The organism is Micromonospora sp. WMMB482, assembly GCF_019038635.1.
GTDB lineage: Bacteria > Actinomycetota > Actinomycetes > Mycobacteriales > Micromonosporaceae > Micromonospora > Micromonospora marina.
This window is the reverse complement of the sequence record NZ_JAHOPD010000020.1, coordinates 457,525-480,976: the sequence shown is the minus strand read 5'-3', so window position 1 is coordinate 480,976 and position 23,452 is coordinate 457,525. Positions and strand designations below refer to the sequence as shown.

General features: G+C 70.0%; 28 protein-coding genes and 1 pseudogene. 19 read left to right on the top strand and 10 right to left on the bottom strand.

Annotated features, from left to right (window positions below; genetic code table 11):
* Positions 1-8: 8 nt before the first annotated feature.
* Positions 9-263: a hypothetical protein gene (locus KSK32_RS03030; RefSeq protein ID WP_216928320.1), complete on the top strand. Its 255-nt coding sequence runs from the start codon at positions 9-11 to the stop codon at positions 261-263.
* Between the two features lie 63 nt (positions 264-326).
* Here KSK32_RS03030 and KSK32_RS03025 read toward each other — a convergent pair whose 3' ends face one another.
* On the bottom strand, positions 327-1,019 hold the full coding sequence (locus KSK32_RS03025; RefSeq protein WP_013287664.1) for a Crp/Fnr family transcriptional regulator: 693 nt from the start codon (positions 1,017-1,019) through the stop codon (positions 327-329).
* A gap of 247 nt (positions 1,020-1,266) precedes the next feature.
* Between KSK32_RS03025 and KSK32_RS03020 the strand changes: the two genes are divergently transcribed.
* From KSK32_RS03020 to KSK32_RS03000, 5 genes are all read left to right on the top strand, one after another.
* On the top strand, positions 1,267-1,770 hold the full coding sequence (locus KSK32_RS03020) for a polyadenylate-specific 3'-exoribonuclease AS (RefSeq protein ID WP_013287663.1): 504 nt from the start codon (positions 1,267-1,269) through the stop codon (positions 1,768-1,770).
* A gap of 58 nt (positions 1,771-1,828) precedes the next feature.
* Positions 1,829-2,332: a pyridoxamine 5'-phosphate oxidase family protein gene (locus tag KSK32_RS03015; RefSeq protein WP_216928319.1), complete on the top strand. Its 504-nt coding sequence runs from the start codon at positions 1,829-1,831 to the stop codon at positions 2,330-2,332.
* A 178-nt stretch (positions 2,333-2,510) separates the two neighbouring features.
* A complete protein-coding gene (locus tag KSK32_RS03010) occupies positions 2,511-3,539 on the top strand; it encodes a 6-phosphofructokinase (protein ID WP_091050286.1) in 1,029 nt (342 codons plus the stop codon).
* A gap of 76 nt (positions 3,540-3,615) precedes the next feature.
* Positions 3,616-4,428, top strand: coding sequence for a pyrroline-5-carboxylate reductase (gene proC, locus KSK32_RS03005; protein WP_216928318.1), 813 nt, complete (start codon positions 3,616-3,618; stop codon positions 4,426-4,428).
* Between the two features lie 99 nt (positions 4,429-4,527).
* Positions 4,528-5,307: a maleylpyruvate isomerase family mycothiol-dependent enzyme gene (locus KSK32_RS03000; RefSeq protein ID WP_216928317.1), complete on the top strand. Its 780-nt coding sequence runs from the start codon at positions 4,528-4,530 to the stop codon at positions 5,305-5,307.
* Here KSK32_RS03000 and KSK32_RS02995 read toward each other — a convergent pair.
* Positions 5,282-5,869 carry an isochorismatase family cysteine hydrolase gene (locus tag KSK32_RS02995; RefSeq protein WP_216928316.1) on the bottom strand — a complete coding sequence of 196 codons (588 nt, stop codon included), beginning with the start codon at positions 5,867-5,869 and terminating at the stop codon, positions 5,282-5,284. The genes KSK32_RS03000 and KSK32_RS02995 overlap by 26 nt on opposite strands.
* Entirely contained in the window at positions 5,866-7,029 is a 1,164-nt protein-coding gene (locus tag KSK32_RS02990) for a DNA-binding transcriptional regulator (RefSeq protein WP_216928315.1), read from the bottom strand. Before KSK32_RS02990 ends, KSK32_RS02995 begins: the two co-directional genes overlap by 4 nt.
* A 228-nt stretch (positions 7,030-7,257) precedes the next feature.
* Here KSK32_RS02990 and KSK32_RS02985 point away from each other — a divergent pair, with 228 nt between their 5' ends.
* From KSK32_RS02985 to KSK32_RS02955, 7 genes are all read left to right on the top strand, one after another.
* Entirely contained in the window at positions 7,258-7,512 is a 255-nt protein-coding gene (locus tag KSK32_RS02985) for a hypothetical protein (protein ID WP_216928314.1), read from the top strand.
* Positions 7,503-7,865 carry a hypothetical protein gene (locus tag KSK32_RS02980; protein ID WP_289256483.1) on the top strand — a complete coding sequence of 121 codons (363 nt, stop codon included), beginning with the start codon at positions 7,503-7,505 and terminating at the stop codon, positions 7,863-7,865. Before KSK32_RS02985 ends, KSK32_RS02980 begins: the two co-directional genes overlap by 10 nt.
* On the top strand, positions 7,862-8,935 hold the full coding sequence (locus KSK32_RS02975) for an FAD-binding oxidoreductase (protein WP_289256482.1): 1,074 nt from the start codon (positions 7,862-7,864) through the stop codon (positions 8,933-8,935). Before KSK32_RS02980 ends, KSK32_RS02975 begins: the two co-directional genes overlap by 4 nt.
* A complete protein-coding gene (locus KSK32_RS02970) occupies positions 8,935-9,249 on the top strand; it encodes a DivIVA domain-containing protein (RefSeq protein WP_216928313.1) in 315 nt (104 codons plus the stop codon). Before KSK32_RS02975 ends, KSK32_RS02970 begins: the two co-directional genes overlap by 1 nt.
* Before the next feature lie 42 nt (positions 9,250-9,291).
* Positions 9,292-9,642, top strand: coding sequence for a DUF2203 domain-containing protein (locus KSK32_RS02965; protein WP_041784221.1), 351 nt, complete (start codon positions 9,292-9,294; stop codon positions 9,640-9,642).
* 9 nt (positions 9,643-9,651) lie between these two features.
* Positions 9,652-10,176 carry a GNAT family N-acetyltransferase gene (locus KSK32_RS02960; protein WP_216928312.1) on the top strand — a complete coding sequence of 175 codons (525 nt, stop codon included), beginning with the start codon at positions 9,652-9,654 and terminating at the stop codon, positions 10,174-10,176.
* A 100-nt stretch (positions 10,177-10,276) separates the two neighbouring features.
* A complete protein-coding gene (locus tag KSK32_RS02955; RefSeq protein WP_216928311.1) occupies positions 10,277-11,080 on the top strand; it encodes an SGNH/GDSL hydrolase family protein in 804 nt (267 codons plus the stop codon).
* Between the two features lie 70 nt (positions 11,081-11,150).
* On the opposite strand, the gene KSK32_RS02950 is transcribed toward KSK32_RS02955, so the two are convergent.
* A complete protein-coding gene (locus KSK32_RS02950) occupies positions 11,151-11,639 on the bottom strand; it encodes a glutathione peroxidase (protein WP_216928310.1) in 489 nt (162 codons plus the stop codon).
* A 483-nt stretch (positions 11,640-12,122) separates the two neighbouring features.
* Positions 12,123-12,284 (bottom strand): hypothetical protein, encoded by a 162-nt coding sequence (locus KSK32_RS02945; RefSeq protein WP_216928309.1) that lies wholly within the window; start codon positions 12,282-12,284, stop codon positions 12,123-12,125.
* Positions 12,285-12,510: 226 nt separating this feature from the next.
* Here KSK32_RS02945 and KSK32_RS02940 point away from each other — a divergent pair.
* Positions 12,511-13,376, top strand: a protein-coding gene (locus KSK32_RS02940; protein WP_216935760.1) for an IS5 family transposase whose coding sequence is annotated in 2 segments (ribosomal slippage) — positions 12,511-12,850 and positions 12,850-13,376 — 867 coding nt in all. Because the reading frame shifts where the segments join, the coding sequence is not laid out codon by codon here.
* Positions 13,377-13,922: 546 nt separating this feature from the next.
* On the opposite strand, the gene KSK32_RS02935 is transcribed toward KSK32_RS02940, so the two are convergent.
* Positions 13,923-14,825: an RHS repeat-associated core domain-containing protein gene (locus tag KSK32_RS02935; protein ID WP_289256481.1), complete on the bottom strand. Its 903-nt coding sequence runs from the start codon at positions 14,823-14,825 to the stop codon at positions 13,923-13,925.
* Positions 14,822-15,115 (bottom strand): annotated as a pseudogene (locus KSK32_RS02930) (integrase core domain-containing protein); the annotation flags it as partial. The gene KSK32_RS02935 and the pseudogene KSK32_RS02930, both read right to left, overlap by 4 nt.
* Before the next feature lie 44 nt (positions 15,116-15,159).
* On the opposite strand from KSK32_RS02930, the gene KSK32_RS02925 reads away from it, so the two are divergent.
* A complete protein-coding gene (locus KSK32_RS02925) occupies positions 15,160-16,560 on the top strand; it encodes an IS30 family transposase (protein ID WP_216927923.1) in 1,401 nt (466 codons plus the stop codon).
* Here the strand turns inward: KSK32_RS02925 and KSK32_RS02920 are convergent.
* The 3 genes from KSK32_RS02920 to KSK32_RS02910 form a co-directional block, all read right to left on the bottom strand.
* Positions 16,457-17,143, bottom strand: coding sequence for a DDE-type integrase/transposase/recombinase (locus KSK32_RS02920; RefSeq protein ID WP_216928308.1), 687 nt, complete (start codon positions 17,141-17,143; stop codon positions 16,457-16,459). The two genes, KSK32_RS02925 and KSK32_RS02920, sit on opposite strands and share 104 nt — an antisense overlap.
* On the bottom strand, positions 17,140-17,448 hold the full coding sequence (locus KSK32_RS02915) for a transposase (protein ID WP_216928307.1): 309 nt from the start codon (positions 17,446-17,448) through the stop codon (positions 17,140-17,142). Before KSK32_RS02915 ends, KSK32_RS02920 begins: the two co-directional genes overlap by 4 nt.
* A 186-nt stretch (positions 17,449-17,634) precedes the next feature.
* Entirely contained in the window at positions 17,635-18,372 is a 738-nt protein-coding gene (locus KSK32_RS02910) for a class I SAM-dependent methyltransferase (protein ID WP_216928306.1), read from the bottom strand.
* 276 nt (positions 18,373-18,648) lie between these two features.
* Here KSK32_RS02910 and KSK32_RS02905 point away from each other — a divergent pair, with 276 nt between their 5' ends.
* From KSK32_RS02905 to KSK32_RS02890, 4 genes are all read left to right on the top strand, one after another.
* Complete coding sequence (locus KSK32_RS02905) at positions 18,649-20,283, top strand: glycosyl hydrolase family 18 protein (RefSeq protein ID WP_216928305.1); 1,635 nt, start codon at positions 18,649-18,651, stop codon at positions 20,281-20,283.
* Positions 20,284-20,454: 171 nt separating this feature from the next.
* The gene (locus KSK32_RS02900; RefSeq protein ID WP_216928304.1) at positions 20,455-20,967 is read left to right on the top strand and encodes a hypothetical protein; all 513 of its coding nucleotides are present in this window, start codon (positions 20,455-20,457) and stop codon (positions 20,965-20,967) included.
* Between the two features lie 57 nt (positions 20,968-21,024).
* Positions 21,025-22,431 (top strand): class II 3-deoxy-7-phosphoheptulonate synthase, encoded by a 1,407-nt coding sequence (locus KSK32_RS02895; protein ID WP_216928303.1) that lies wholly within the window; start codon positions 21,025-21,027, stop codon positions 22,429-22,431.
* Complete coding sequence (locus KSK32_RS02890; RefSeq protein ID WP_216928302.1) at positions 22,424-23,452, top strand: low specificity L-threonine aldolase; 1,029 nt, start codon at positions 22,424-22,426, stop codon at positions 23,450-23,452. Before KSK32_RS02895 ends, KSK32_RS02890 begins: the two co-directional genes overlap by 8 nt.

Here is a 23,452-nt window from a genome sequence, read left to right as displayed (position 1 = left end):
AGATTGCCGTGCACGTCCGGCTGTCCGCCTCTTGGACCGATCCACGGGGGACGGTGTGGGCCGTCGGTGACACGGTCGACGTGGACGCTGTCACCCTCGCCGAACTGGAGGAAAAAGGCATGGTGGAGCAGCCCGCGGGTAGCGGATCGACCGAGACCACGACCACCACGACGACCCCGAAGAAGACCGACCCGTCGAAGATCGGCCCGTCGAAGATCGGCCCGGGTCCGAGCGCGCCCCCGGCCGACACCGAGAACGACTGACCGGGCGTACGACGAACTCGGCGGGGGCCGGCGGGACGACCGCCGGTCCCCGCCGTCGTCGGGTCAGCGGTCGTTCATGCCGGCCCGGCGGCGCAGCGCGGCCACGTCGGTGACCACGATGCGGCGCCCCTCGGTACGCAGCCAGCCCCGGCTGGCGAACGAGCCGATGGCCTGGTTGACGCTCTGCCGGGAGCCGCCCGCCATCTCGGCGAGCTGGCTCTGGTTCAACTCGATGGTGATCATCGGGGCCTGGCTCTCGCCGGCCAGCCGGACCAGCGTCTTGGCCACCCGGCCGGGCAGGTCGAGGAAGACGTGGTCGGCGTTCTGCTCGGTGAGCCGGCGGATCAGCTGGCCCAGCGAACGCATCACCGCGTCCAGGATGCGCGGGTTGGAGTGCACCAGTTCCATGAACGCGGGCCGCGACAGCGCGAGCGCGGCGCAGTCCTCGATCGCCTCGGCCGACGCCGAGCGGGTGGAGGCGTCCAACAGGGACACCTCGCCGAGCACGTCCGGGGGTCGGATCACCGACAGCACCGCGCGCTCGCCGGTCGGTGCGGTGCGGAACACCGCCACCGCGCCGCGGCGCAGTACGATCAGCGACTCGCCGGGGTCGTTCTCGACGAAGAGCAGCTGGCCCTTGCGGTACGTGCGCGGCACGGCCGCGGCGATGACACGCTGCCGCACCTCCGGCTCAAGCCCGGCGAACATCTCCACACCCGTGAGCGCGTCACCCGGCTCCGGCAGGCGAGACTCCACGGCTCAACCCCTCCCCGGTCAGAAGTCACGACTCGCACACCGGGTGAAGCTGTCAGTCCCGGTACGAGGCAGCTCAACCGGTTCGGCGCCCGACGGCGGTACACATCAGATCATGACGGTCTCGTCGCGTGCTGTACACCCCCGGAAACACTTCCGTGACCATGCCCGGCCGTCGCCGGCACGGCCGCCGACCTCGGCGGACGCCCCGGCGACCGGCCCGTGCCGGCGATGGGCGAGGATGGGGGCGATGGTCTACCGCTATTTCTACGACTGCGAATTCATCGAGGACGGCCGCATCGTCGACCTGGTGTCGATCGGCGTCGTCGACGAGTACGGCCGCGAGTTCTACGCGGTCTCCACCGAGTTCGACGACTCCCGGGCGGTGCCCTGGGTGCGGCGCAACGTGCTGGACAAGCTCCCGTCGCCGGCCGACCGGGCCTGGCGCTCCCGCGCGCGCATCCGCGACGACCTGCACGAGTTCCTGCTGGAGCCGGTGCGGGACCGGCCGGGCGAGCAGCTGGAGCTGTGGGCCTGGTACGCCGCCTACGACCACGTCGTGCTGGCCCAGCTCTGGGGCGCGATGCCGGCGCTGCCCCGGGAGATTCCCCGCTTCACCAAGGAGCTGCGCCAGCTCTGGGACGACCGGGGACGCCCCCGGCTGCCGGACGCCGAGGCCGATCGGCACGACGCGCTCGTCGACGCCCGGCACAACCTGGCGCGGTGGCGGGCGATGACGGCGCGGGAGGTTTGACCGGTTCCGCCCAGGGCACGGGAGCGGCATCTACGCCGATCCGAGACAGGAGTGCCCCATGAGCAATGAGCCGACAAACGCCACGGACGCCCGCCGCCGGGTCACCGAGCTGATCCGGGACGCCCGGATCTGCCTGCTCACCACCACCGGCGTGGACGGGCGTCTGGTGAGCCGCCCGATGGGGTTGCAGGAGGCGGACTTCGACGGCGACCTGTGGTTCTTCGCGTACGCCGACTCGGCGAAGGTGCGGCAGATCCGGGTGAACCCGCAGGTAAACGTCGGTTTCTCCGACCAGCGCCACCACGCCTGGGTGTCGGTCGCCGGCACCGCCACCGAGGAGTGGGATCCCGACCGGGCGAAGGAGTTGTGGAACCCGCTGCTCAAGGCGTGGTTCCCGGACGGGCTGGACACGCCCGGGATCACGTTGATCAAGGTGCACGCCGGGTCGGCGGAGTACTGGGACTCGCCCGGCAGCACCGTGGTCAACCTGCTCGGCTTCGCCAAGGCGGCGGTGACCGGCAAGCCGCCGAAGGCGGGGGAGAACCACGAGGTCAGCTACTGACGGGTAGCCCGTCCGCCGTCCGGAACGGCCCGGGGTGCGGTGTCGGCGGACGCCTGTGCCGACTACAGTGCGCAGTGACGGCCCGCCCCGGGCCGGCAACGGCGCCGATGGTCTGATCTGACACATATCCTGGGGCTTATCCGGGCTTTACCTGATGCTCCAGGAGGATGAGCAGATCATGCGTATCGGCGTGCTCACCGGCGGCGGCGACTGCCCAGGTCTCAACGCGGTGATTCGGGCGGTGGTCCGCAAGGGCGTCGCCACCTACGGTCACGAGTTCGTGGGTTTCCGGGACGGCTGGAAGGGCCCGCTCGAGGGCCTGACCAAGCCGCTCGGCATCGCCGAGGTGCGTGGCATCCTGCCCCGCGGCGGCACCATCCTCGGCTCGTCCCGCACCAACCCGTTCAAGATCGAGAACGGCGTGGAGCGGATCAAGGAGAACCTCGCCGCCCAGGGCGTGGACGCGCTGATCGCGATCGGCGGCGAGGACACGCTCGGCGTCGCCACCAAGCTGCACGAGCTGGGCGTCCACGTCATCGGCGTGCCGAAGACGATCGACAACGACCTCGGTGCCACCGACTACACGTTCGGCTTCGACACCGCCGTCAACATCGCCATGGAGGCGATCGACCGGCTGCACACCACCGCGGAGAGCCACCACCGCACGCTCGTGGTCGAGGTCATGGGCCGGCACGCCGGCTGGATCGCCCTGCACGCCGGTCTCGCCGGTGGCGCCAACGTGATCCTGCTGCCGGAGCGGCAGTTCGACGTCGAGCAGGTCGCCGGCTACGTCGAGAAGCGCTTCCAGCACCAGTACGCCCCGATCGTCGTGGTCGCCGAGGGCGCCCAGCCGCTGGACGGCCAGATGGTCCTGCACAACCAGGAGCTGGACGCGTTCGGTCACGTCCGCCTCGGCGGCATCGGCCAGTGGCTGGCCGAGCAGCTGGAGGCGAAGACCGGCAAGGAGGCCCGCACCGTGGTGCTCGGCCACATCCAGCGCGGCGGCACCCCGACCGCGTTCGACCGGGTGCTCGCCACCCGGCTCGGTCTCCAGGCGATCGACGCCGTGCACGAGGGCGACTGGGGCAAGATGGTCGCGATGCAGAGCACTGACATCGTCCGCGTCCCGCTGGCCGACGCCACCCGCGAGCTGAAGACCGTCCCGCTGGAGCGGTACGCCGAGGCCGAGGTCTTCTTCGGCAGCTGAGGTGTAAGGAGGGGCCCCTGCTTAACGCCTCGTGCAGAGCAGGGGCCCCTTTTAACAGTCGGAGAAGGGGGCACGGGTGGGCGGGCACACGGTCGCGGTGATCGGCGCGGGCAAGATCGGTGAGCTGATGCTCTCCGGGTTGCTGCGCTCCGGCTGGCCGGTGGAGCGGCTGCTCGCCACCGCGCGCCGGCCGGTGCGCGCGCAGGAGCTGGCCGACCGCTACGGCGTACGGGTGGTGGACAACCTGACCGCCGTGACCGAGGCCGAGGTGCTGGCGGTGTCGGTCAAGCCGCAGGACGCCGCCGCGCTGCTGGACGAGATCGGCCCGAAGGTGCCGGCCGACAAGCTGGTCATCTCGCTCTGCGCCGGTCTGCCGACCGCCTTCTTCAACCGCCGGCTGCCCGAGGGCACCCCGGTGGTCCGGGTCATGACGAACACCCCGGCGCTGGTCGACCAGGCGATGAGCGCCATTTCGGCGGGCGCGTACGCCACCGGCGAGCACCTGGCCCTGGCCGAGGAGATGTTCTCCCCGCTCGGCGCCACCGTCCGGGTGCCCGAGTCGCAGCAGGACGCGGTCACCGCGCTCTCCGGCTCCGGCCCGGCCTACTTCTACCTCCTGGTCGAGGCCATGATCGACGCGGGCATCCTGCTCGGCCTGCCGCGGCAGGTGGCGCACGAGCTGATCGTGCAGACCGCGATCGGCTCGGCGGTGATGCTGCGTGACTCCGGCGAGCACCCGGTGAAGCTGCGCGAGGCGGTCACGTCGCCCGCGGGCACCACCATCTCCGCGATCCGCGAGCTGGAGAACCACGGCGTACGCGCGGCCATGCTGGCGGCGCTGGAGGCCGCCCGGGACCGGGCCCGGGAACTGGCCGCCCAGGCCGACTGACGCTCAGCCGGGCCGTGACGCCGGTGCTGGGCGAGCGTGCCCCGTCGCCGCAGCGAAATGCGCTGTCCGGTCGGCCGGGCGCACTGGTAGAAAGCCGTCGTGCACAAGACCTTGACGTTCTCCGATCATCTGCGGCTCATCGACGAGCGGTCGACCGCCTTCCGCGCCGCGGTCGCCGCGGCGCCCAGCCTCGACATGCAGGCACCGAACCATCCGAAGCGGACGCTGTTCGACCTGGTCCGGCACGTGGGTACAGGCCGCCGCAAGACAGCCGCGATCGTCGCCGCCGGGCCCGCGGACGGACCCCCGGACAAGTCGGCCTGGGAGGACGGCACGGGCGCGCCCCGGGAACGCGAGGAACTGCTGACCTGGTGGACCGAGTCCGTCGATCTACTGACGAGCACGCTGCGTGAGGCCGGCCCGGATCGCCGTTGCTGGACGTGGTGGGACGACTCGCCGTCACCGCAGACCTCCGGTGCGTGGGCGCGGCGACAGGTTCCCGAGATCGCGGTGCACGCCTACGACGTCCAGCTCACGGTGGGCGCCCCGCAGCCACTGTCGGAGGAGGTCGCCCTCGACGGTTTCGACGACTGCCAGTTCACCCTGTGCGCGACGACTGTCGCCTGGCCGCACCAGCCCGCAGTGGTCGACTACCACGCCACCGAGGGCCGCTCCTGGCGTCTCCGGTTGTCCGCCGACGGGGCGCAGGTCACCCGCCTCACCTCCGCTGCCGCCCCGGACACGGCCGACGTCTCCGCCCGGGGCACGGCCAGCGACCTGGTCCTGTTCTTCTACGGCCGCATACCGCTGGATGCTCTGGAGTTCGAAGGCGACCGTCGCATCTTCGATCAGCTCATCGCCTGGGATCCGTCCGTGTAACCGGTCCATCGCCGTCTCGACCATCGAACAGCTCACCGACCGTCTTCGTGTCGATGAGCTGGCCGGCGCCGACGAAACGCTGTGCCACCAGGATGCCCGCCTCGTGTGCGGCCTGACCGCCGTGGCTGGCCGACGAGTCCGTGACCATCCATGGCGTCAGATCGCGCTCGAATGCGTCCACCGTTGATTTCAGCACGCAACTCTCGGTGGCCACGCCGCAGAACACCAGATCGGTCCAGCCCTCCCGAGCAGTCAGGTCCGTGCCCTCGCTCGTGAAGTACGAGTAGATGGGCTTGTCGAGAACGGCTCGTGCGCGAGCAGCGTGTCGGCGCAGTTCGGGCACAATCTCTGTCTCCGGCGCGTGCTGCATCTTCGACCAGTGGATCAGCCTTTCGAAAGGGCTGTCCGGATAGTTGTGGTAGCGCGTAAAGACGACCGGCCTGCCCGTGGCCTCCCACCGTTCGACCAGCTCCACGACCTTCGGGATGACATGCCGGCTTCGGTCGTTGATGAAGCCGTTCTGCATGTCGATGACGATCAGGGCCGCTCGCTTGCCGCTCATACCCCGACTCTTCCAGCCGTCGTTTCTGCTTCGCGAAGCGCCGCCTGGGCCTGCGTCAGGCGTTCGGGTAGGCCGCTGGTCGTTACGGCTGCCTGACGCATCATGCAGTGTTGCGCGGTCTCCTGCACACGTGCGGTGGTGAGTCGGGAGTGGGCAGCTCTCAGGAACCGCCAGCCGAAACCCGGGGATATCACCGGGTCTCGGCCGTTCTCCACCACGCGCTGGACTTGCCGACAGTAGGCCCAGAGCATTTGCACTTCGATCTCAAGCGAGACCAGTTCGTCGGCTGTAAGGGCTCGCTCCGGCGAGATTGCGTGGTAGGCGAGCCCGGACCAGGTTGCGAAGCCGACGGATACTCCGGCGATTCCGAACGGCACAGCTGCGGGCTCGTCGAATCCCTTGGTCAACAACGTCCGCTCGACGTGCTCGGGAACAGGCTGTGGTCGGGGTGCCGCATGACGGTTCACCAGCACTGACGGGAGACTCAACAAGCGGACGGCGTTGTTCAGTTCCTCGTGGCGGCACCCCATGTCCTGGGGAAGGTACATCGACATCACGTACTCCGGGACCACTTCTCGTCGGTCAAACTGATCCGACAGCAGCCGTTCGAGCTGCCGGGTCGCCCACGGTAGGTCGTCCCCGTAGCTGGCGTACCGCCAGGCGGCGAGTTCCGCCAGCCTTCTGAAGGTGAGTTCCTGCTGAAGGTGCAGCACCACCACGCCGCAGGCGAAGACGTGCGCTGTGCACTGTCCGTCTGGATGCGGCACATTGGTCGTTGATACGTGCAGCCACTCGTGCGGGCGGGGCTTCACCCGCGGTAAAGTGGCCAACTCCCGTGCTGCAGCCGCCCCGACGTGCGCCGGGATGAACTTGTGGGACTGAATGCGGTAGCCGGAAGTCACCGAAGCAACAGGGCCGGGAGAATCGTTCCCCATTGCTTGGCAGAACCTGGCTACCGCCTCATCGCTGGCTCTGACCAGAGCGGTGTCGAGCGCGGCCTGCATCTCCGGTCGAGGTTGCACCGCATCCCGGCCGGCCTCCCACTTCGAGACGGTGCGCTCGCTGACGCCGAGGTGTTCGGCGAAGTCGCGGATGCTCATTCGCAGCGCGTGCCGCAGCATCCGGGTTTCCCGCCCGGTCCACTTCTGCACGGTCGTCATCGGCTCGCCTCCGAGTGCGTCGAGACCGGCCGCCAGCAGCTTAGCGGCTCGACTTCAGAGCTGGTACAGCGCAAGTGCAGAGCGTAGTCGTACCCCGTGAGCCGCGAGCTGGCGAGGGTGGACGCATGGCCCGGGGCGGGTGCTGGGCTCCGGCGGGGCGTCACCCGAGCGCGTCCGCCGACCCCGCCCGCCCCGGTGCCGCTCAGAATCTCGACGGAAGGGCTCTTCATGGCGGCGGTGCTGGACGACTTCCCGGTGCTCACCCCGGTCAGCGACGAGGACGTGGCGCTTGCCGTACGCGCGGTGGCGGTGCATGTGCCGGAGCGGTGGCCGGCGGGTCCACTGTGCCGCAGCGAGCGGGTGCCACATCCGTGCCGGCTGGCCCGCTGGGGCCGCAGCACATTGCAGGCGGCCGGGCTCACGGAGGAGCGCGTGGACGAGTTGGTCGCCGCCGGCGACCCGGGCGCCTGGCCGTGGGCGTGACCGGGCTCGGGGCGTACCCGACGAAGAGCTGGCCCGGGTCGGCGGCGGTGCGCGAGGCGGTGGCCCGGTGGCTGCGGCTCGTGGCGGCGGACGCCGATCTGGCGCCGTACCTCGTCGGGGTTGATCAGGTCCGGCTCGCCGGACACCTGGCGCTCACTCTCACGGTTGCGCTCGGCGGGCCGGCGGGCGACATCGCCCGCCCGGCGGCCGGGGCGTGGCGCGGTCTGGGCCTGACCGAGGCGCAGCACCGCCGCGTGGCCGACTACCTGGCCGGGGTGCTCTGGGCGCTGGAAGTGCCGGCGGCCTCGGTGACAGCGGGCCGGCGGGCCTTCTCGGACGAGGCCGGCTCGTGACCGCCGCCCTGGCCGCGTCGTGGTCCGTCACCATGCGGTACGCCCGCGAGGCAGCCGACCACTTCTGGTGTGCGGTCGAGGACCGCTGCCCCGGAACGCTGCCGGAGCGGGAGGCGGCGGTGTTCCTCGCGGCATTCGGACGGCTGGTCAGCGGTGGCGACGATCTCGCCGGGCGGGCGGCGCTGTTGGCCGTGCTCGGTCGCGCCTGCCGCCGCTACCGGCTGGTGCCGCACCTACTCACCGTCGAGGCCGCGCTCGTCGCCACGGTGTCCCGGCAGGTGAGGTGGACACCGGAGCTGGCGGCGGCCTGGGCTGGGGCCGCCCGGCGGGCCACGGCGGCGGTGAGCCGTGCGGTCGAGCAGGCCGACGACGGCCCGCCCTGGTGGCCGGCGCAGGTCGTCGACCACGACCGGGTGGCCGACGGCATCGCCGTGGTGACCGTGCGCCCCTGGCGCCGTCTGGCGTTCCGGCCCGGTCAGGCGCTGCCCGTCTGCACCGAGCGCCGGCCCGGCCGGTGGCGTTGGTACTCGCCGGCCAACGCTCCGCGCGCCGACGGCACCGTCGAACTCCACGTCCGTGCCGTCGCCGCCGTCTCCCGCGCGCTCGTGCACCGGGGACGCCCCGATGATCGGATCTGGCTCGGTCCGCCCCGGTCGACCGGCCTGACCCTCGATCCGGCGTCGGATGCGGACCTGCTGCTCGTCGCCGGGGGCACCGGGCTGGCGCCGCTGCGCGCCCTGGTCGAGCAGGTCGCCACCGCGCCGGCCGGTCGCCGGGTCACACTGGTTGTCGGCGCCCGCACCTTCGCCGACCTCTACGATCCGATCACCCTGGACAAGCTCCAGAGCAGCAACGACTGGCTGAGCGTCGTGCCCGCGTTCTCGCACGATCCGGTGGCGGAGGCGGGCGAGCAGGGCGACGCGCTCACCGTCGCGCTGGGTCACTGGCGACCCGGTCAGGAGGTCTACCTGTGCGGGCCACCGTTGATGGTGGCCGGATCGCGGCTGCGATTGCTCGCCGGTGGGGTGCCGGCGGAGCGGATCCACCTGCAGGACGGGTTCGGCGTCTGATGGGCGTCTACCGCAGCCGCAACGCGCTGGCCAGCCCGCTCACCGCGGACCGGCTCAGCGCCGTCGAGCTGCCCCGCACCTCACTGGGCCGGCGCGGTTACCGGACCGAGGACGTCGATGCGCTGCTGCATCGGCTCGTCTACGAACTGGGGGAGCGGACCCGGCTGCTCGACGACACCCGGGGCGAGAACGACCGCATCAAGCGGGCCCTGCGCGCCTGGCAGGCCGAGGTGCGGGAGACTGCCGGCGTCGTCTGGTCTCCCGCGGCCATTCCAGACTCTCGTTACGGCCCTGACGGCCGACGTGCGGGGTGAGCGGTGACCCGGACGACACGGGTCGTGCCGCATACTGGCCCGGTGTTCACTCTCGCCCAGGCGCGACACCTGGTGGCCACGCTGCGGCCGCGCGTCGACGAGCTGATCCGGCTGCGGGCCGACCTGGCCGAGCTGCGGGTCGATCTGGCCGACCACGGCGTCAGCGCGCTCGGCGGGCTCGCCGAGGTCAAGGCGCTGGAGGCGCGGCTGCACGTGGTGGTGGACGAGTTCCACCAGCATGAGATCGCGGTCAAGGGGATCGCCCCGGTGCTGCTCGACTTCCCCGGTGAGCGCGACGGCCGGGCGGTGCTCTGGTGCTGGCTGGAGGGGGACACCGACATCAGGTGGTACCACCGGGTCGAGTGCGGTTTCGCCGGCCGCCGTCCGGTCTGATCCCGCGCCGTGGGTGATGTGCGCCGGGCGGTGCCGTCCGACGCCGGCGAGCTGGTGCGGTTGCGGGGGCTGATGCTCGCCGGCATGAGCGGGGCGCCGACGCCGCCGGGCCGCTGGCAGGACGTCGCCCGGGACAATCTGCGGACCTGGCTGGCCGAGCCGGACCCGTGGCTCGCCGCGTTCGTGGTCGACGCGCCGGGCGGCGCGTCACTGGCGGCCTGCGCGGTGGGCACTGTGGAGCGGCGGCTCGGCGGGCCGGACGACCCGAGCGGCCTGGTCGGGTACGTCTTCAACGTCAGCACCGACCCGGCGTACCGCCGGCGCGGCCACAGTCGAGCCTGCCTGACCGCCCTGCTGGTGTGGTTCCGGGACCGGGGCGTGCGCCGGGTGGACCTGCGGGCGTCGGCGGCCGGCCGGCCGCTCTACCGGGCTCTGGGCTTCCGGGAGACCGCTGACCCGGCGATGCGGCTGACATTGCCGGCGGAACAATCCTTCATCCCGCTAGGCGAAACCGGCAACGATTTGTCGGCGTAAGTCGCTATGCGCGCCCGGCCGCAAATCGGTGATCTTCCGTGCGCTGTGATCTTATTGATATCTATCTCTCACCACCACTTCACGCCCCCAGGAGTGCGACGTGCGGAGATCCCGTCTTGCCACCCTCGCCCTGACTCTGGCCGCTTCGGTCGGGGTCACTCTGTCTCTGGCCGCCCCCGCCCAGGCGGCCCCGTCCGACCGCTACGTCGCGCTCGGCGACTCGTACGCCTCCGGCGTCGGCGCCGACAGCTACACGTCCGAGAGCGGCAGCTGCCTGCGCAGCACGAAGGCCTATCCGGCGCTCTACAACACCAACATCAAGCCCGCGTCGTACCGGTCGGTCGCCTGCTCCGGCGCCACCACGGCCGATGTCATCAACAGCCAGCTCTCCGCGCTCTCCTCGACCACCACGCTGGTCAGCGTCACAGTGGGCGGCAACGACGTCGGCTTCGCCAACATCATGAGCACCTGCGTACTCCAGGGGGAGACCCAGTGCGTGGCGGCCGTGCAGTCCGCCATGAACGTGGCCCGCACCTCGATGCCGGGCCGCCTCGCCAACGTCTACAACGGCATCAAGAGCCGCGCGCCCTCGGCTCGCGTCGTGGTGGTCGGCTACCCGGTGTTCTACCAGCTCGGCACCACCTGCATCGGGCTCAGCGCGACGTCCCGGGCGAAGATCAACGAGGGCATCAACCTGCTCGACGACATCACCCGCACGGCCGCCGTCTCGGCCGGCTTCACCTTCGCCGACGTCCGCTCCATCTTCGTCGGCCACCAGCTGTGCAGCTACGGGACCAAGTGGCTGCACGCGCTGAACGTGCTGAGCCTGAGCAAGTCGTACCACCCGACGGCCGCCGGGCAGTCCGGCGGCTACTACCCGGTCTTCCGGGCCGCCGCGGGCTGACCCGGTCCACGGCAGCGGCACGCCTCCCGCGGAGGCGTGCCGCTGCCGCGTGCCCGGCGGCGGGTGCCGGTCAGGCCGGCAGGGCCTTCTCGATCGCCGCGCGCAGATCGGGGTCCTCGGGTGTGACCTGCGGGCCGAACCGGGCGGCCACCGTGCCGTCCGGCGCGACGAGGAACTTCTCGAAGTTCCAGCGCACGTCGCCGGTGTGCCCCTCGGCGTCCGGCGTGGACACCAGCTCCGCGTAGAGCGGGTGCCGGCCCGGCCCGTTGACGTCGACCTTCTCCGTCAGCGGGAACGTCACCCCGTAGTTGACCTGGCAGAACTCCTCGATCTCGGCGGCGCTGCCCGGCTCCTGGCCGGCGAACTGGTTGCACGGCACACCGAGCACCGTCAGCCCGCGTCCGGCGTACGTGTCGGCGAGCTCCTGGAGGCCCGCGTACTGCGGGGTGAGGCCGCAGCGAGAGGCCACGTTGACCACGAGCAGGGCGCGGCCGCGGTAGTGGCCGAGGTCGGCCGGGCCGCCGGTGAGGGCGTCGATCTGGACGTCGAAAACGGTCATGGGACGAGGGTACGGGCCTCCGGGGGTTCGGCGCTGCGACGACGAGCAGGTCGCGAACCGGTTGAGCCCGCAGGACAGAACTGTCTACGACGAACGGTAACGGCGCATCGACGCCGCCGAACGCGACGGTTAGGAGCCCGGTCGGGAGGCCGAGGCCGCCGAGGTCTGTGGTCTGACCCGCGGGCAGTCAGCGGAGATCACCGCGATCGACCGGGACGGGCGCCGGCAGAGCAGCGAGCAGGTGAAGCGAGTCAACGAGCTGAAGCACGGCGGCGGAGACGTCCTGCACCCGGTCCTGCCGCCGCCTGCTGGAGCAGCAGGCGGCGCTGGTGCGCGGGCTGACGCCGGCCGGCTTCGAGTCTTGGTCGACAGCTGTCCTACCTGGAGCCTCGCACCCATCGATCACCGGGCCTGCCACACCCGCCCCGAGCTGCAAGATCAGTTTGGAAAGGCTCAATGGACGAAAGCTGACGAGTCGCCCGCTCAACGCTGCCGCAGGTAGATGAGGGCTGCGACGCCGCCACCGCAGATCGCGTAGCCCAGCGATGCCGTGATCTTGACCCACTGCGACAGATTCGTCTGCCCGAGCAGCCAGCCCAGCGTCAGACCACCTACGCCGAACAACACGATGAACAGGAACAACATCTGTCCTACCCGCCTACGACTTACCGCCATGAGAGAACTCCTTCCCCGGGTTGCGGGACCAGCGAAGCTGGTCCCGCAACCTCACCTTAAGCGAAGAACAACGGCCCTGATTCGAGAGGAAGAACCAACCGAGCTCGGCCAGTACGAACAGTCTTAGGCCGCCAGCATCTGACTAGGGCGTGTCCTGCCGATCTTGTATTGGTTGGTCGTTGACGATGTGCCGGTGGTGCGTCGTGGTGAACTGACTGACGAGGCGTGGGCGGTGATCGCGCCGCTGCTTCCGGAGCCGGGTGGTGCGCGTGGGCGGTGGCGGGATCATCGCCAGGTCATCAACGGGATCCTGTGGAAGCTGCGTACGGGTGCGCCGTGGCGTGACCTGCCGGAACGTTTCGGGCCGTGGAAGACCTGTCACGAGCGGCTGCGCCGCTGGACTGCCGACGGGACGTGGGATCGGATCCTCGCTGCGGCGCAGGTCCATGACGACGGCACACCGGTGCAGTGGACGATCAGCATCGACTCGTCGATCGTGCGGGCACACCAGCATGCAGCTGGCGCCCGTAAAAAAGGGGCTCCCCAACAAGTCCGGCGACGCCTGGTGCGCAAGATGGCGAGGCCATCGGCCGATCCCGCGGCGGACTGAGCACGAAAATCCACCTGGCTGTCGATGGGCGTGGCCGGCCGCTGTCGATCCTGCTCACCCCGGGCCAGGCCGGCGACAACCCGCAACTCCTCGCGCTGCTGGACGCGATCCGGGTCAACGAGCCCGGACCGGGCCGGCCCCGCAAGCGGCCCGACGTGCTGATCGCTGACAAGGCCTACGCGCACGATTCCACCCGCCGAGCGCTGCGCCAACGCGGAATCCGACACGTCATCCCGGAACGCTCCGACCAGGTCGCCCGCCGCGCCGCCAGGGGCAGCGCCGGCGGGCGACCACCGGCCTTCGACAAGCAGGTCTACCGCAAGCGCAACGTCGTGGAACGCTGCTTCAACCGGCTCAAGCAGTGGCGTGACCTGGCCACCCGCTATGCGAAACGGGCATCTCTCTACCAGGCCAGCCTCGTCCTCATCGCCGCCATCATCTGGCTTCCATGATCGACAGGACAGGGCCTAGTCGCAGCAACAGCGAGTGAGCCCGCGATCCGCAGCGACCGAAGCACCAGGTGCCTGACCTCGGCGATTTCAGTCTCCCGCAAGGCAGAAGCCGAGTCCGGCCAGAGCGAGAACGCCGGCAACCGCACCTGTGCCCACGAGAACCGCGCCCATCCAAACTCCCATCCTTAACTATTCCGCAATTTGCCTCAGCTGCACATTGCACCCGGCACCCGTGCTCGCGCCGTCGTCCACTTCGCAGGAAGAGGTTTCACGGGCTTCACTACTTCTTCGTATGTAGTAGGCCGAGCACAGCCAGAAGAGCCAATCCGAGGAGAAAAACAAAAAGAAACGCAGTAGCGCGGGCCGACGTCGAAAGATTCTGGGTCGAGAGGAAAAAGACTCCCGTGCCGACTAGCCCAGCTAATGCCGCAGCGAGATATCTTTTAGCGTTCACAGACACGATAAACCCCTAAACGAAGCTTCCCGCGACTCCGAAGAATCCGCCTGTCATTCCTCCGAGCAGACCGGATTCCGCGTCTCCGCCTGTTACGAGAGCGGTAGCCCCCCAGCGAGTCCTCCGAAGGTCGCACCAGCAACCGCCCCGCCGAGCGCGCACACAGCCAGGGTAACGACGTTACCTGCGAGACACATTCCGATCACAGCGGCGGACGTGGTAGCACCGACTACCGCACCGACGGCCCCAGCGGCAAAGTCACCCGCTCCGTAGGCCAAGCCGGTGGGATCAATGAAGTTGACTGGGTTGCCGCCAGCGTAGGCGTAGCGGTTGCCGTGCCTAGGGTTGCCGATGAAGCTGAGGTTGTCCTGTTGGGTGAAGCGGCCCTGTTGGGGGTTGTACCAGCGCTGGCCGAGCTTGGTGAGTCCGGTGCTCTGGTCGTAGATGCCGCCGGTGTAGCGGACGATGTTGTTGGCGCCGAGGTTGTACTCGTCGGTGGTGGTGGCATTGCCGTAGGGGTCGTACTTGTAGGTGGCAGCGAGGGTGCCGTTGGCCTTGACGGCGGCGACGGGGGTGCCGAGTCCGTCGAGGACGAAGGCGGTGTCGGTGCCGTTGATCCGCAGGCCGAGTGGGGTGCCGAGGCCGTCGCGTTCGACATAGACGGTGGTGCCACCAGCGGTCCAGGACTGCAGCCACGGCATGCCGTGCTGGTCTTCGTAGCCGTACTGCAGGGTGGTGGTGCCGGCGCGGGTGAGTTCGACCTGGTCGGTGCCGGCGTAGGCGTAGGTGCCGGAGTTCGCGCCGGTCATCTGGTTGGCGCCGTTGTAGGTCATGGGGTTGACCGAGGGGTGGCTGGTTCGGGTCTGGTTGCCGCGGTTGTCGTAGGTGTTGTTGGTGGTGGTGACCTGGTTGGCGGTGTTGTAGGTCAGGGTCTGGGTGGTGGTGCCGTCGACCTTGACGGGTCTGCTGCACCGATAGGTGACAGGTTCAGTCACGCGGCCTGACTGGCCGGTGGGGTCATGATGGTCTCGTACTCGATGGGGGTCAACCGGGACAGGGATCGTTGGCGTCGGCGGCGGTGGTAGGTCCGCTCGATCCAGGTCACGATCGCGGTCCTCAGCTGCTGCCGGGTCGTCCAGGTTCGGCGGTCGAGGACGTTGTTCTGCAGCAGGCCGAAGAAGGATTCCATGGCAGCGTTGTCGCCGGCGGCGCCGACCCTGCCCATCGACCCGGTCATGTTGTGCTGGTTGAGGGCGTGGACGAATTTCCGGCTTCGGAATTGGGCGGATTCAACCGGTCCTCGCAACACCTCGTCGGAGAGGTGAAGCGATGGCTTATGGGCCGGGGCAGAAACGGGTTCGGGAGTATCGGGGGCAGATACCTTCGCCGGGACGGCCGACAGTGGCGTGGCGTCAGGACCGGGTCAAGTTCTGGGCTGCGATCCGTTCCGGTGTGATGACCGAGGACGCGGCCGCGGTGGCGGGTGTGTCGTCTCCGGTGGCCTTCCGGTGGTTCCGGCACGCTGGCGGCGTGAATCCTGCGTTGCCGCCGACGGTGTCGGGCCGCTATCTGTCGTTCAGCGAACGAGAGGACATCGCCCTGGCGCGAGCGCAGGGCTTGGGCGTGCGTGCGATCGCACGCCAGCTCGGGCGGGACCCGTCGACGATCTCGCGGGAGTTACGGCGCAACGCCTCGACCCGGACCTACCGGTTGGACTACAAGGCCACGACCGCGCAGTGGCATGCGGAACGCCGAGCCCGCCGGCCGAAGACCGCGAAGCTGCTGGCCAATGACCAGCTGCGAGAGTACGTCCAGCAACGGCTTGCCGGCGCGATCCGGACCCCGGACGGTCGACCGGTCACCGGCCCGCAGGGCCCGCAGTGGAAGGGCCGCAACAAGCCCCACCGGGCCGATCGGGCATGGACAACCGGGTGGAGCCCGGAGCAGATCTCCCGCAGGCTCAGGGCCGAGTTCCCGGAGGATGAGTCCATGCGCATCAGCCACGAGGCGATCTACCAGGCGCTCTATGTCCAGAGCCGGGGCGCCCTCAAGCGAGAACTCGTCACCTGCTTGCGGACCGGCCGGGCGCTTCGTGTTCCCCGAGCCCGCGCGAAGCAACGCGCGTGGGCCCACGTCACCAGCGGCACCCTGATCAGTGAACGGCCCGCCGAAGTCGCGGACCGGGCTGTCCCTGGGCACTGGGAAGGAGATCTGATCATCGGGTTGCAGCGCTCCGCGATCGGGACACTGGTCGAGCGGACCACGAGGTTCACGCTGCTGGTCCACCTGCCTCGTGAGGCCGGCTGGGGCGTGATCCCGCGGACGAAGAACGGCCCCGCCCTCGCCGGATACGGGGCTATCACGATGAGCAAAGCCCTCGCCGAGACGATCACCCAACTACCCGAACAACTGCGCCGGTCACTGACCTGGGACCGCGGCAAAGAGCTGTCCGCGCACGCACGCTTCACGGTCGAGACCGGCGTGCCGGTGTTCTTCGCCGACCCCCACAGCCCCTGGCAACGCGGCACCAACGAGAACACCAACGGCCTGCTGCGGCAGTACTTCCCGAAAGGCACCGACCTGTCCCGATGGAGCGCCGACGAGATCAACGCCGTCGCCCACGCCCTCAACAGCCGACCCCGGAAAACCCTCGACTGGAAGACACCAGCCGAAGCCCTCGATCAACACCTACAATCGCTCCAACAAGCTGGTGTTGCGAGGACCGGTTGAATCCGCCTTGCGACCCGCGGTCGGTGTGCAGCACGCAGCCGGCCACGTCACCGCGGCGGGCTACGGCGTTGTGCATGGCGTTGACGGCCAGCCTCGACTTCATCCGTGAGTCGATGGAGTAGCCGACGATCCGGTGGGACCACACGTCCTTGATCGCGCACAGGTAGAGCTTGCCCTCGCCGGTTCGGTGTTCGGTGATGTCGGCCAGCCACAACCGGTTCGGGCCGTCGGCGGTGAAGTCGCGGCGTACCAGATCGTCGTGCACTGGCGGACCGACCTTGCCGCCCTTGCCCCGACGCTTGCGCTTGCTGAACGCGCTCCACCAGCCCATGTGGGAGCAGATCTTCCAGGCGGTGCGTTCGACCATCGGCTGGCCGGCAGTGCGGGCCTCGTCGGCCAGGAACCGGTAGCCGAACTCCGGGTCGTCGCGATGCGCGTCGAACAACGCGTCCGCCCGATACGCCGCCACCAGCTCGGCGTCTGTGACACGGCGGGCAAGCCACCGGTAGTAGGGCTGACGAGCGATGGTCAATACCCGGCACGTCACCGCCACGGGGACCCCGTCAGCGGCCAGCTCGCTCACGAGCGGGTAGAGCCTTTTCCCGGCAGATGCGCCTGCGACAGGTAAGCCGCAGCCCGGCGCAGGACCTCGTTCTCCTGCTCCAGCAGCTTGATCCGCTTACGGGCCTCACGCAGCTCGGCTGACTCGCCGCCGCTGACACCCGGTCTGGTTCCGGCGTCGACGTCAGCCTGGCGCATCCACTTGAACAACGTCATCGGGTGGACTCCGAAGTCCTTGGCGATCTGCTCGACCGTCACGCCCGGATCGCGGTCACGGGCCACCCGCACGACATCGTCGCGGAACTCTCGGGGATAGGGCTTGGGCACAGCGACATCCTTCCAGCTCGCCGTCAGGGCAAGCCATCTCAGATGTCACCTATCGGTGCAGCAGACCCCGGCTTGATCAAGCGGAGCGGTCACCGAGCTGGCGTCGAGCCCACGGTGAAGCCCGGCGGTGGCCAACCTGGGCCGCGTCCGCCGGGCTTCTTCCGATAGCCGGGTCGCGACTCTCCGTCAGTCCGGTCGCCGGGCCACCACCGCCAGCGCCATGCCGAAGAACTTCAGCGGCGACCGCTCGATCGCGTCGGTCACCGGGCGGATCCGCTGACCGAAACCGGACCGGTCGAACGGCGGCATGATGTAGTCCACCGCCACCGTCTCCAACCCCGCCCGGCGAAGCTGCCCCGACAGGCCACGAGCGGTGAAGGAACGGGCGTCGGCCAGTCGCCGGTGCAGCGGGACGATCCACGGCAGGAACGGACCCCGCGCGGGCCGGTACCGCTTGCCGCGGATCAGGAAACCGTGGGTCTCGAACGGGAACCACCGGTTGGGAGTGGTCAACGCGAACCGGCCACCCGGCACCAGCACCCGGTGCACCTGCCGCAACGCGGCATCGAGATCATCGATGTGCTCCACCACCTCGATGGCGGTGACCAGGTCGAAACTCTCATCCGGGTAGTCCAGTTCGGTGGCAGACAGCTCCCGCACGTTGATCTTCTGCGCCGCCGCCGGGTTCTCGGCCAGCCGCTCCCGGAACAGCTCCAACCGGTCCTGCTGGATGTCGACCGCCTCGATCTGCTCGAACGCGTCGATCAGCCGCATCGTGTACGTGCCGTCCCCACAGCCGATCTCCAGCAGTCGCCGACCGCTGAGCGATGTGTACCGGCCGAGCGTTCCCAGTCTCTTCGCTACCCCTCGCTCGCCGAAAGCGCTGCCATGTCCCAGTCCCAGTTGCCGCGTGGCTTCAGTCACGGTCGCCGACTCTATCCACACCGGTCGTTGCGGTGGGGGCAGGACTGCAAGCCCTGCGTAGCGCAACCCTGGCTCGGGTCGCCGAGACTCGCCGACCTTGCGCCCGCCGCCTCAGTGTGTGGTGGTCGTGCACCGGCCGCCTGAGCCACCCAAAGCGCCCACCGTCGTGAGTAACCCAGGAAATCGATGCACTTGCATCTTGACGAAGTGGTGACGGCGTGAGTAGCGTCTCAGCAATCAATTTGGAAAGTTTCCTAACTATTGGAGGGACGCCGTATGAAGAGATCGCTCCGCCGGGCCCTGTGGGCCACCGGCGCCGTGGTCGCGCTCGCGGTCGCCGCGGTGCCCATGACCACCGCGTCGGCCGCCGGCAGCGTCACCGCCACGTTCGCCAAGGTGCAGGACTGGGGGACCGGCCACGAGGGGCGGGTGACCGTCACCAACGGCACCAGCTCCACCGTCAACGGCTGGCGCATCGAGTTCACGCTGCCCTCCGGCACCTCGATCAGCAGCTCCTGGGACGCCGACATCACCCGCAGCGGTGACCGCTACGTGGCGGTCAACAAGAGCTGGGCCGCGACGCTCGCCCCCGGTGCCAGCTTCAGCTGGGGCTACAACGGCACCGGCGCGTACAAGGCGCCGGTGAGCTGCACGATCAACGGCGGCACCTGCACCGGCGGCGGCACGCCGACGACCACCGCGCCGACCACGACGCCGCCGACCACCACGCCGCCCACCACCACGCCGCCGACGACCACCCCGCCGACCACGCAGCCGCCCACCACGCCGCCGCCCGGTGGCAAGAAGATCGTCGGCTACTTCGCCGAGTGGGGCGTCTACGGCCGCAACTACCACGTCAAGAACATCCACACGAGCGGCTCGGCCGCGAAGCTGACCCACATCCTGTACGCCTTCGGCAACACCACCGGCGGCCGGTGCAGCATCGGGGACAGCTACGCCGACTACGAGAAGGCGTACACCGCGGCGGACAGCGTCGACGGCGTCGCCGACACCTGGGACCAGCCGCTGCGCGGCAGCTTCAACCAGCTGCGCAAGCTGAAGAAGATGTACCCGAACCTGAAGGTGCTCTGGTCCTTCGGCGGCTGGACCTGGTCCGGCGGCTTCACCCAGGCCGCGCAGAACCCGGCCGCGTTCGCCGACTCCTGCTACTCCCTGGTCAAGGACCCGCGCTGGGCGGACGTCTTCGACGGCATCGACATCGACTGGGAGTACCCGAACGCCTGCGGCCTCCAGTGCGACAGCAGCGGCCCGAACGCGTTCAAGAACGTGATCTCGGCGCTGCGGAGCAAGTTCGGCGGAAGCTTCCTGGTCACCGCGGCGATCACCGCCGACGGCAGCAACGGCGGCAAGATCGACGCCACCGACTACGCCGGCGCCGCGAACAACCTCAACTGGCTGATGCCGATGACGTACGACTACTTCGGCGCCTTCAACGCCCAGGGACCGACCGCGCCGCACTCGCCCCTCTACTCGTACCCGGGCATCCCCCAGCAGGGCTTCTGGTCGGACGCGGCGATCCAGAAGCTGAAGTCCAAGGGCGTGCCGTCCAGCAAGCTGCTGCTCGGCGTCGGGTTCTACGGACGCGGCTGGACCGGCGTGACCCAGTCCGCACCCGGCGGCAGCGCCACCGGCGCGGCACCGGGCACCTACGAGGCCGGCATCGAGGACTACAAGGTGCTCAAGAACAGCTGCCCGGCCACCGGCACCGTCGGCGGCACGGCGTACGCCAAGTGCGGCAGCAACTGGTGGAGCTACGACACCCCGTCGACCATCGGCGGGAAGATGAGCTACGCCAAGAGTCAGGGCCTCGGTGGCGCGTTCTTCTGGGAGCTCTCCGGTGACACCAGCAACGGGGAGCTGATCGGCGCCATCAAGGGCGGTCTCGGCTGAGCCGAGGGCCGACGCACCACCCACCCGGCGGGGAGGGGCCGCACCGGCCCCTCCCCGCCCGCGTGCCGTCCTGGCCGTGCGCGCCGATCCGGGTCAGGATGGGGAGTCACCCGGCAACGCGGGCCGGGTGTGGCACACTCGCCGCTCGACGAGTCCACGACGGGAGGACAGATGGGTCGCAGCCACCGGGGCCGGTTCGCCGGGCTCGCCCTCCTCGCGCTCCTGCCGGCGGCCCTGGCCGCCTGCGGCTCGGGCGGCCAGGACGGCGGAGACACGCCGCCCAGCGGGAAGGCGCCGGCCGAGGAGGCGGCGGCCAAGAGCCGGGACCGCGTGCAGGCGTACCTGGACGCGCTCACCGCCCGCGACGCGGCCGCCGGTCGCAGCCAGCTCTGCGCGCCCATGCACGCCGCCTTCGACTCCGCCGCCACCGGCCCGAACGGCGACTTCGCCGACCACTTCACGGTGCCGCAGGCGACCATCACCGAGGTCCGCTCCGGGCCGAACGGCCAGGAGGTCAGCGCCTCGATCACTGTTGCCGCCGGCTCGCGCAAGGCCGTCCGGGCGCTGCTGTTCACCGTCACCCGTAGCGGCGCGGACTGGTGCATCTCCGGCGAGGTGCCCGGCGACGGGACGGTCGATCCGGACGTCAGCCCCTCGGGGCCGCCGCCGGTGCCCTCCCAGTGACCGGAACCATCCCCCTCGGCGGCGAGTGATCGCGACGGTCGCCGTACGCTTTCCTTCATGCGCCATGAGTGGCATCAGCTGAGTCACCCCGCCGTGGGCAGCCCTGGTCTGCAGACCAGCCGCCCGACCGCCGACTCCGCCGAGGACGCTGCCCTCGGTCTCGACCGCTGGCGGGAGCTGCCGCGCGCACAGACCCCACCCTGGGACGACCCGGCCCAGGTGGCCGAGGTCTGCCGGGTGCTCGACACGGTGCCCTCGGTGGTCGCGCCCTACGAGGTCGACCAGTTGCGGCAGCGGCTCGCGCTGGTCTGCGAGGGCAAGGCGTTCCTGCTCCAGGGCGGCGACTGCGCGGAGACCTTCGCCGACAACACCGAGAGCCATCTGCTCGCCAACGCCCGCACGCTGCTCCAGATGGCCATCGTGCTCACCTACGGCGCGTCGCTGCCGGTGGTCAAGGTCGCCCGGGTCGCCGGCCAGTACACCAAGCCCCGATCCCTGCCGACCGACGCCCGCGGCCTGCCCGCCTACCGCGGCGACATGATCAATTCCCTGGAGGCCACGCCGGAGGCGCGGGTCGCCGACCCGCAGCGCATGATCCGGGCGTACGCCAACTCGGCCGCCGCGATGAACATGCTCCGGGCGTACCTGGCCGGAGGGCTGGCCGACCTGCACGCCGTGCACGACTGGAACAAGGACTTCGTCCGGCGGTCCCCGGCCGGCGAGCGCTACGACGCGATCGCCCGCGAGATCGATCGGGCGCTCGCCTTCATCCGGGCCTGCGGGATGACCGACGACGAGGCGCTGCGCACCGTCACGCTGCACTGCTCGCACGAGGCGCTGGCGCTGGAGTACGACCGGGCGCTGACCCGGATCTCCAACGGCAGGGCGTACGGCCTGTCCGGGCACTTCCTCTGGATCGGTGAGCGGACCCGGCAGATCGACGGCGCGCACATCGACTTCATCTCCCGCATCGCCAACCCGATCGGCGTCAAGCTCGGCCCGACGACCACCCCGGACGAGGCGATCGAACTCTGCGAGAAGCTCAACCCGGACAACGTCCCGGGCCGGCTCACGCTGATCAGCCGGATGGGCAACCACCGGGTCCGCGACGCGCTGCCGCCGATCGTCGCCAAGGTCACCGCCGCCGGGGCGAAGGTCGTGTGGCAGTGCGACCCGATGCACGGCAACACGCACGAGTCCTCGAACGGCTACAAGACCCGGCACTTCGACCGGATCGTCGACGAGGTGCTCGGCTACTTCGAGGTGCACCGGGGCCTGGACACCCACCCGGGCGGCCTGCACGTCGAACTGACCGGCGAGGACGTCACCGAGTGTCTCGGCGGCGCCCAGGGCATCGAGGACCTCGACCTGCCCGACCGGTACGAGACCGCCTGCGACCCCCGGCTGAACACCCAGCAGTCGCTGGAGTTGGCGTTCCTGGTGGCGGAGATGCTCCGTGGGTGAGGTCATCGATCTGCGGACGGACACCGTGACCCGGCCGACGCCGGGGATGCGGGAGGCGATGGCCACCGCCGAGGTGGGCGACGACGTCTACGGCGAGGATCCGACGGTCACCGCGCTGGAGATCGAGGTGGCCGCGTTGTTCGGTCACGAGGCGGCGCTGTTCGCCCCCAGCGGCTCGATGGCCAACCAGATCGCGCTCCAGTTGCACGTGCCGCCCGGCGACGAGCTGCTCTGCGACGCCGACGCGCACGTGGTCACGTACGAGGTCGGCGCCGCCGCCGCGTACGGCGGGATCTCCTCGCGGACGTGGCCCGCGGTGGGCGCGGAGCTGGACCCCGACGTGGTCGCCGGGATGATCCGGCCGGACGGCTACTTCGCGGTGCCCACCCGGGCGATCGCGGTGGAGCAGACCCACAACCGGGGCGGCGGCGGGGTGATCCCGCTGCCGACGCTGCACCGGATGCGCGAGGTCGCCGACGAGCACGGGGTGGCGCTGCACTGCGACGGCGCGCGGATCTGGCACGCGCACGTCGCCGACGGGGTGCCGCTTGCCGAGTACGGCGTGCTGTTCGACACGCTCTCGGTCTGCCTCTCCAAGGGCCTCGGCGCGCCGGTCGGCTCGCTGATCGTGGGCGGCGCGGAGAAGATCGCCCGGGCGCGGTTCCTGCGCAAGCGGATGGGCGGCGGCATGCGGCAGGTCGGGGTTCTCGCCGCCGCGGGCCGGTACGCGCTGGCGCACCACGTCGAGCGGCTCGCCGACGACCACGTGAAGGCGGCCCGGCTGGCCGAGGCGGTCGCCCCGCACGGGGTGCTCGCATCGGTGGTGCGGACCAACATCGTGCCGCTGGACCTGACCAAGCACCCGCTGGACGCGCACGCGCTGGCGGCGGCCGCGCGGGCGGAGGGGCTGCTGATCTCGGTGCTCGGCCCGCGTACCGCCCGGCTGGTCACCCACCTGGACGTCACCGACGCGCAGATCGACCGCGCCGCCACCATCCTGGACACCGCCCTGCGCGCCTGA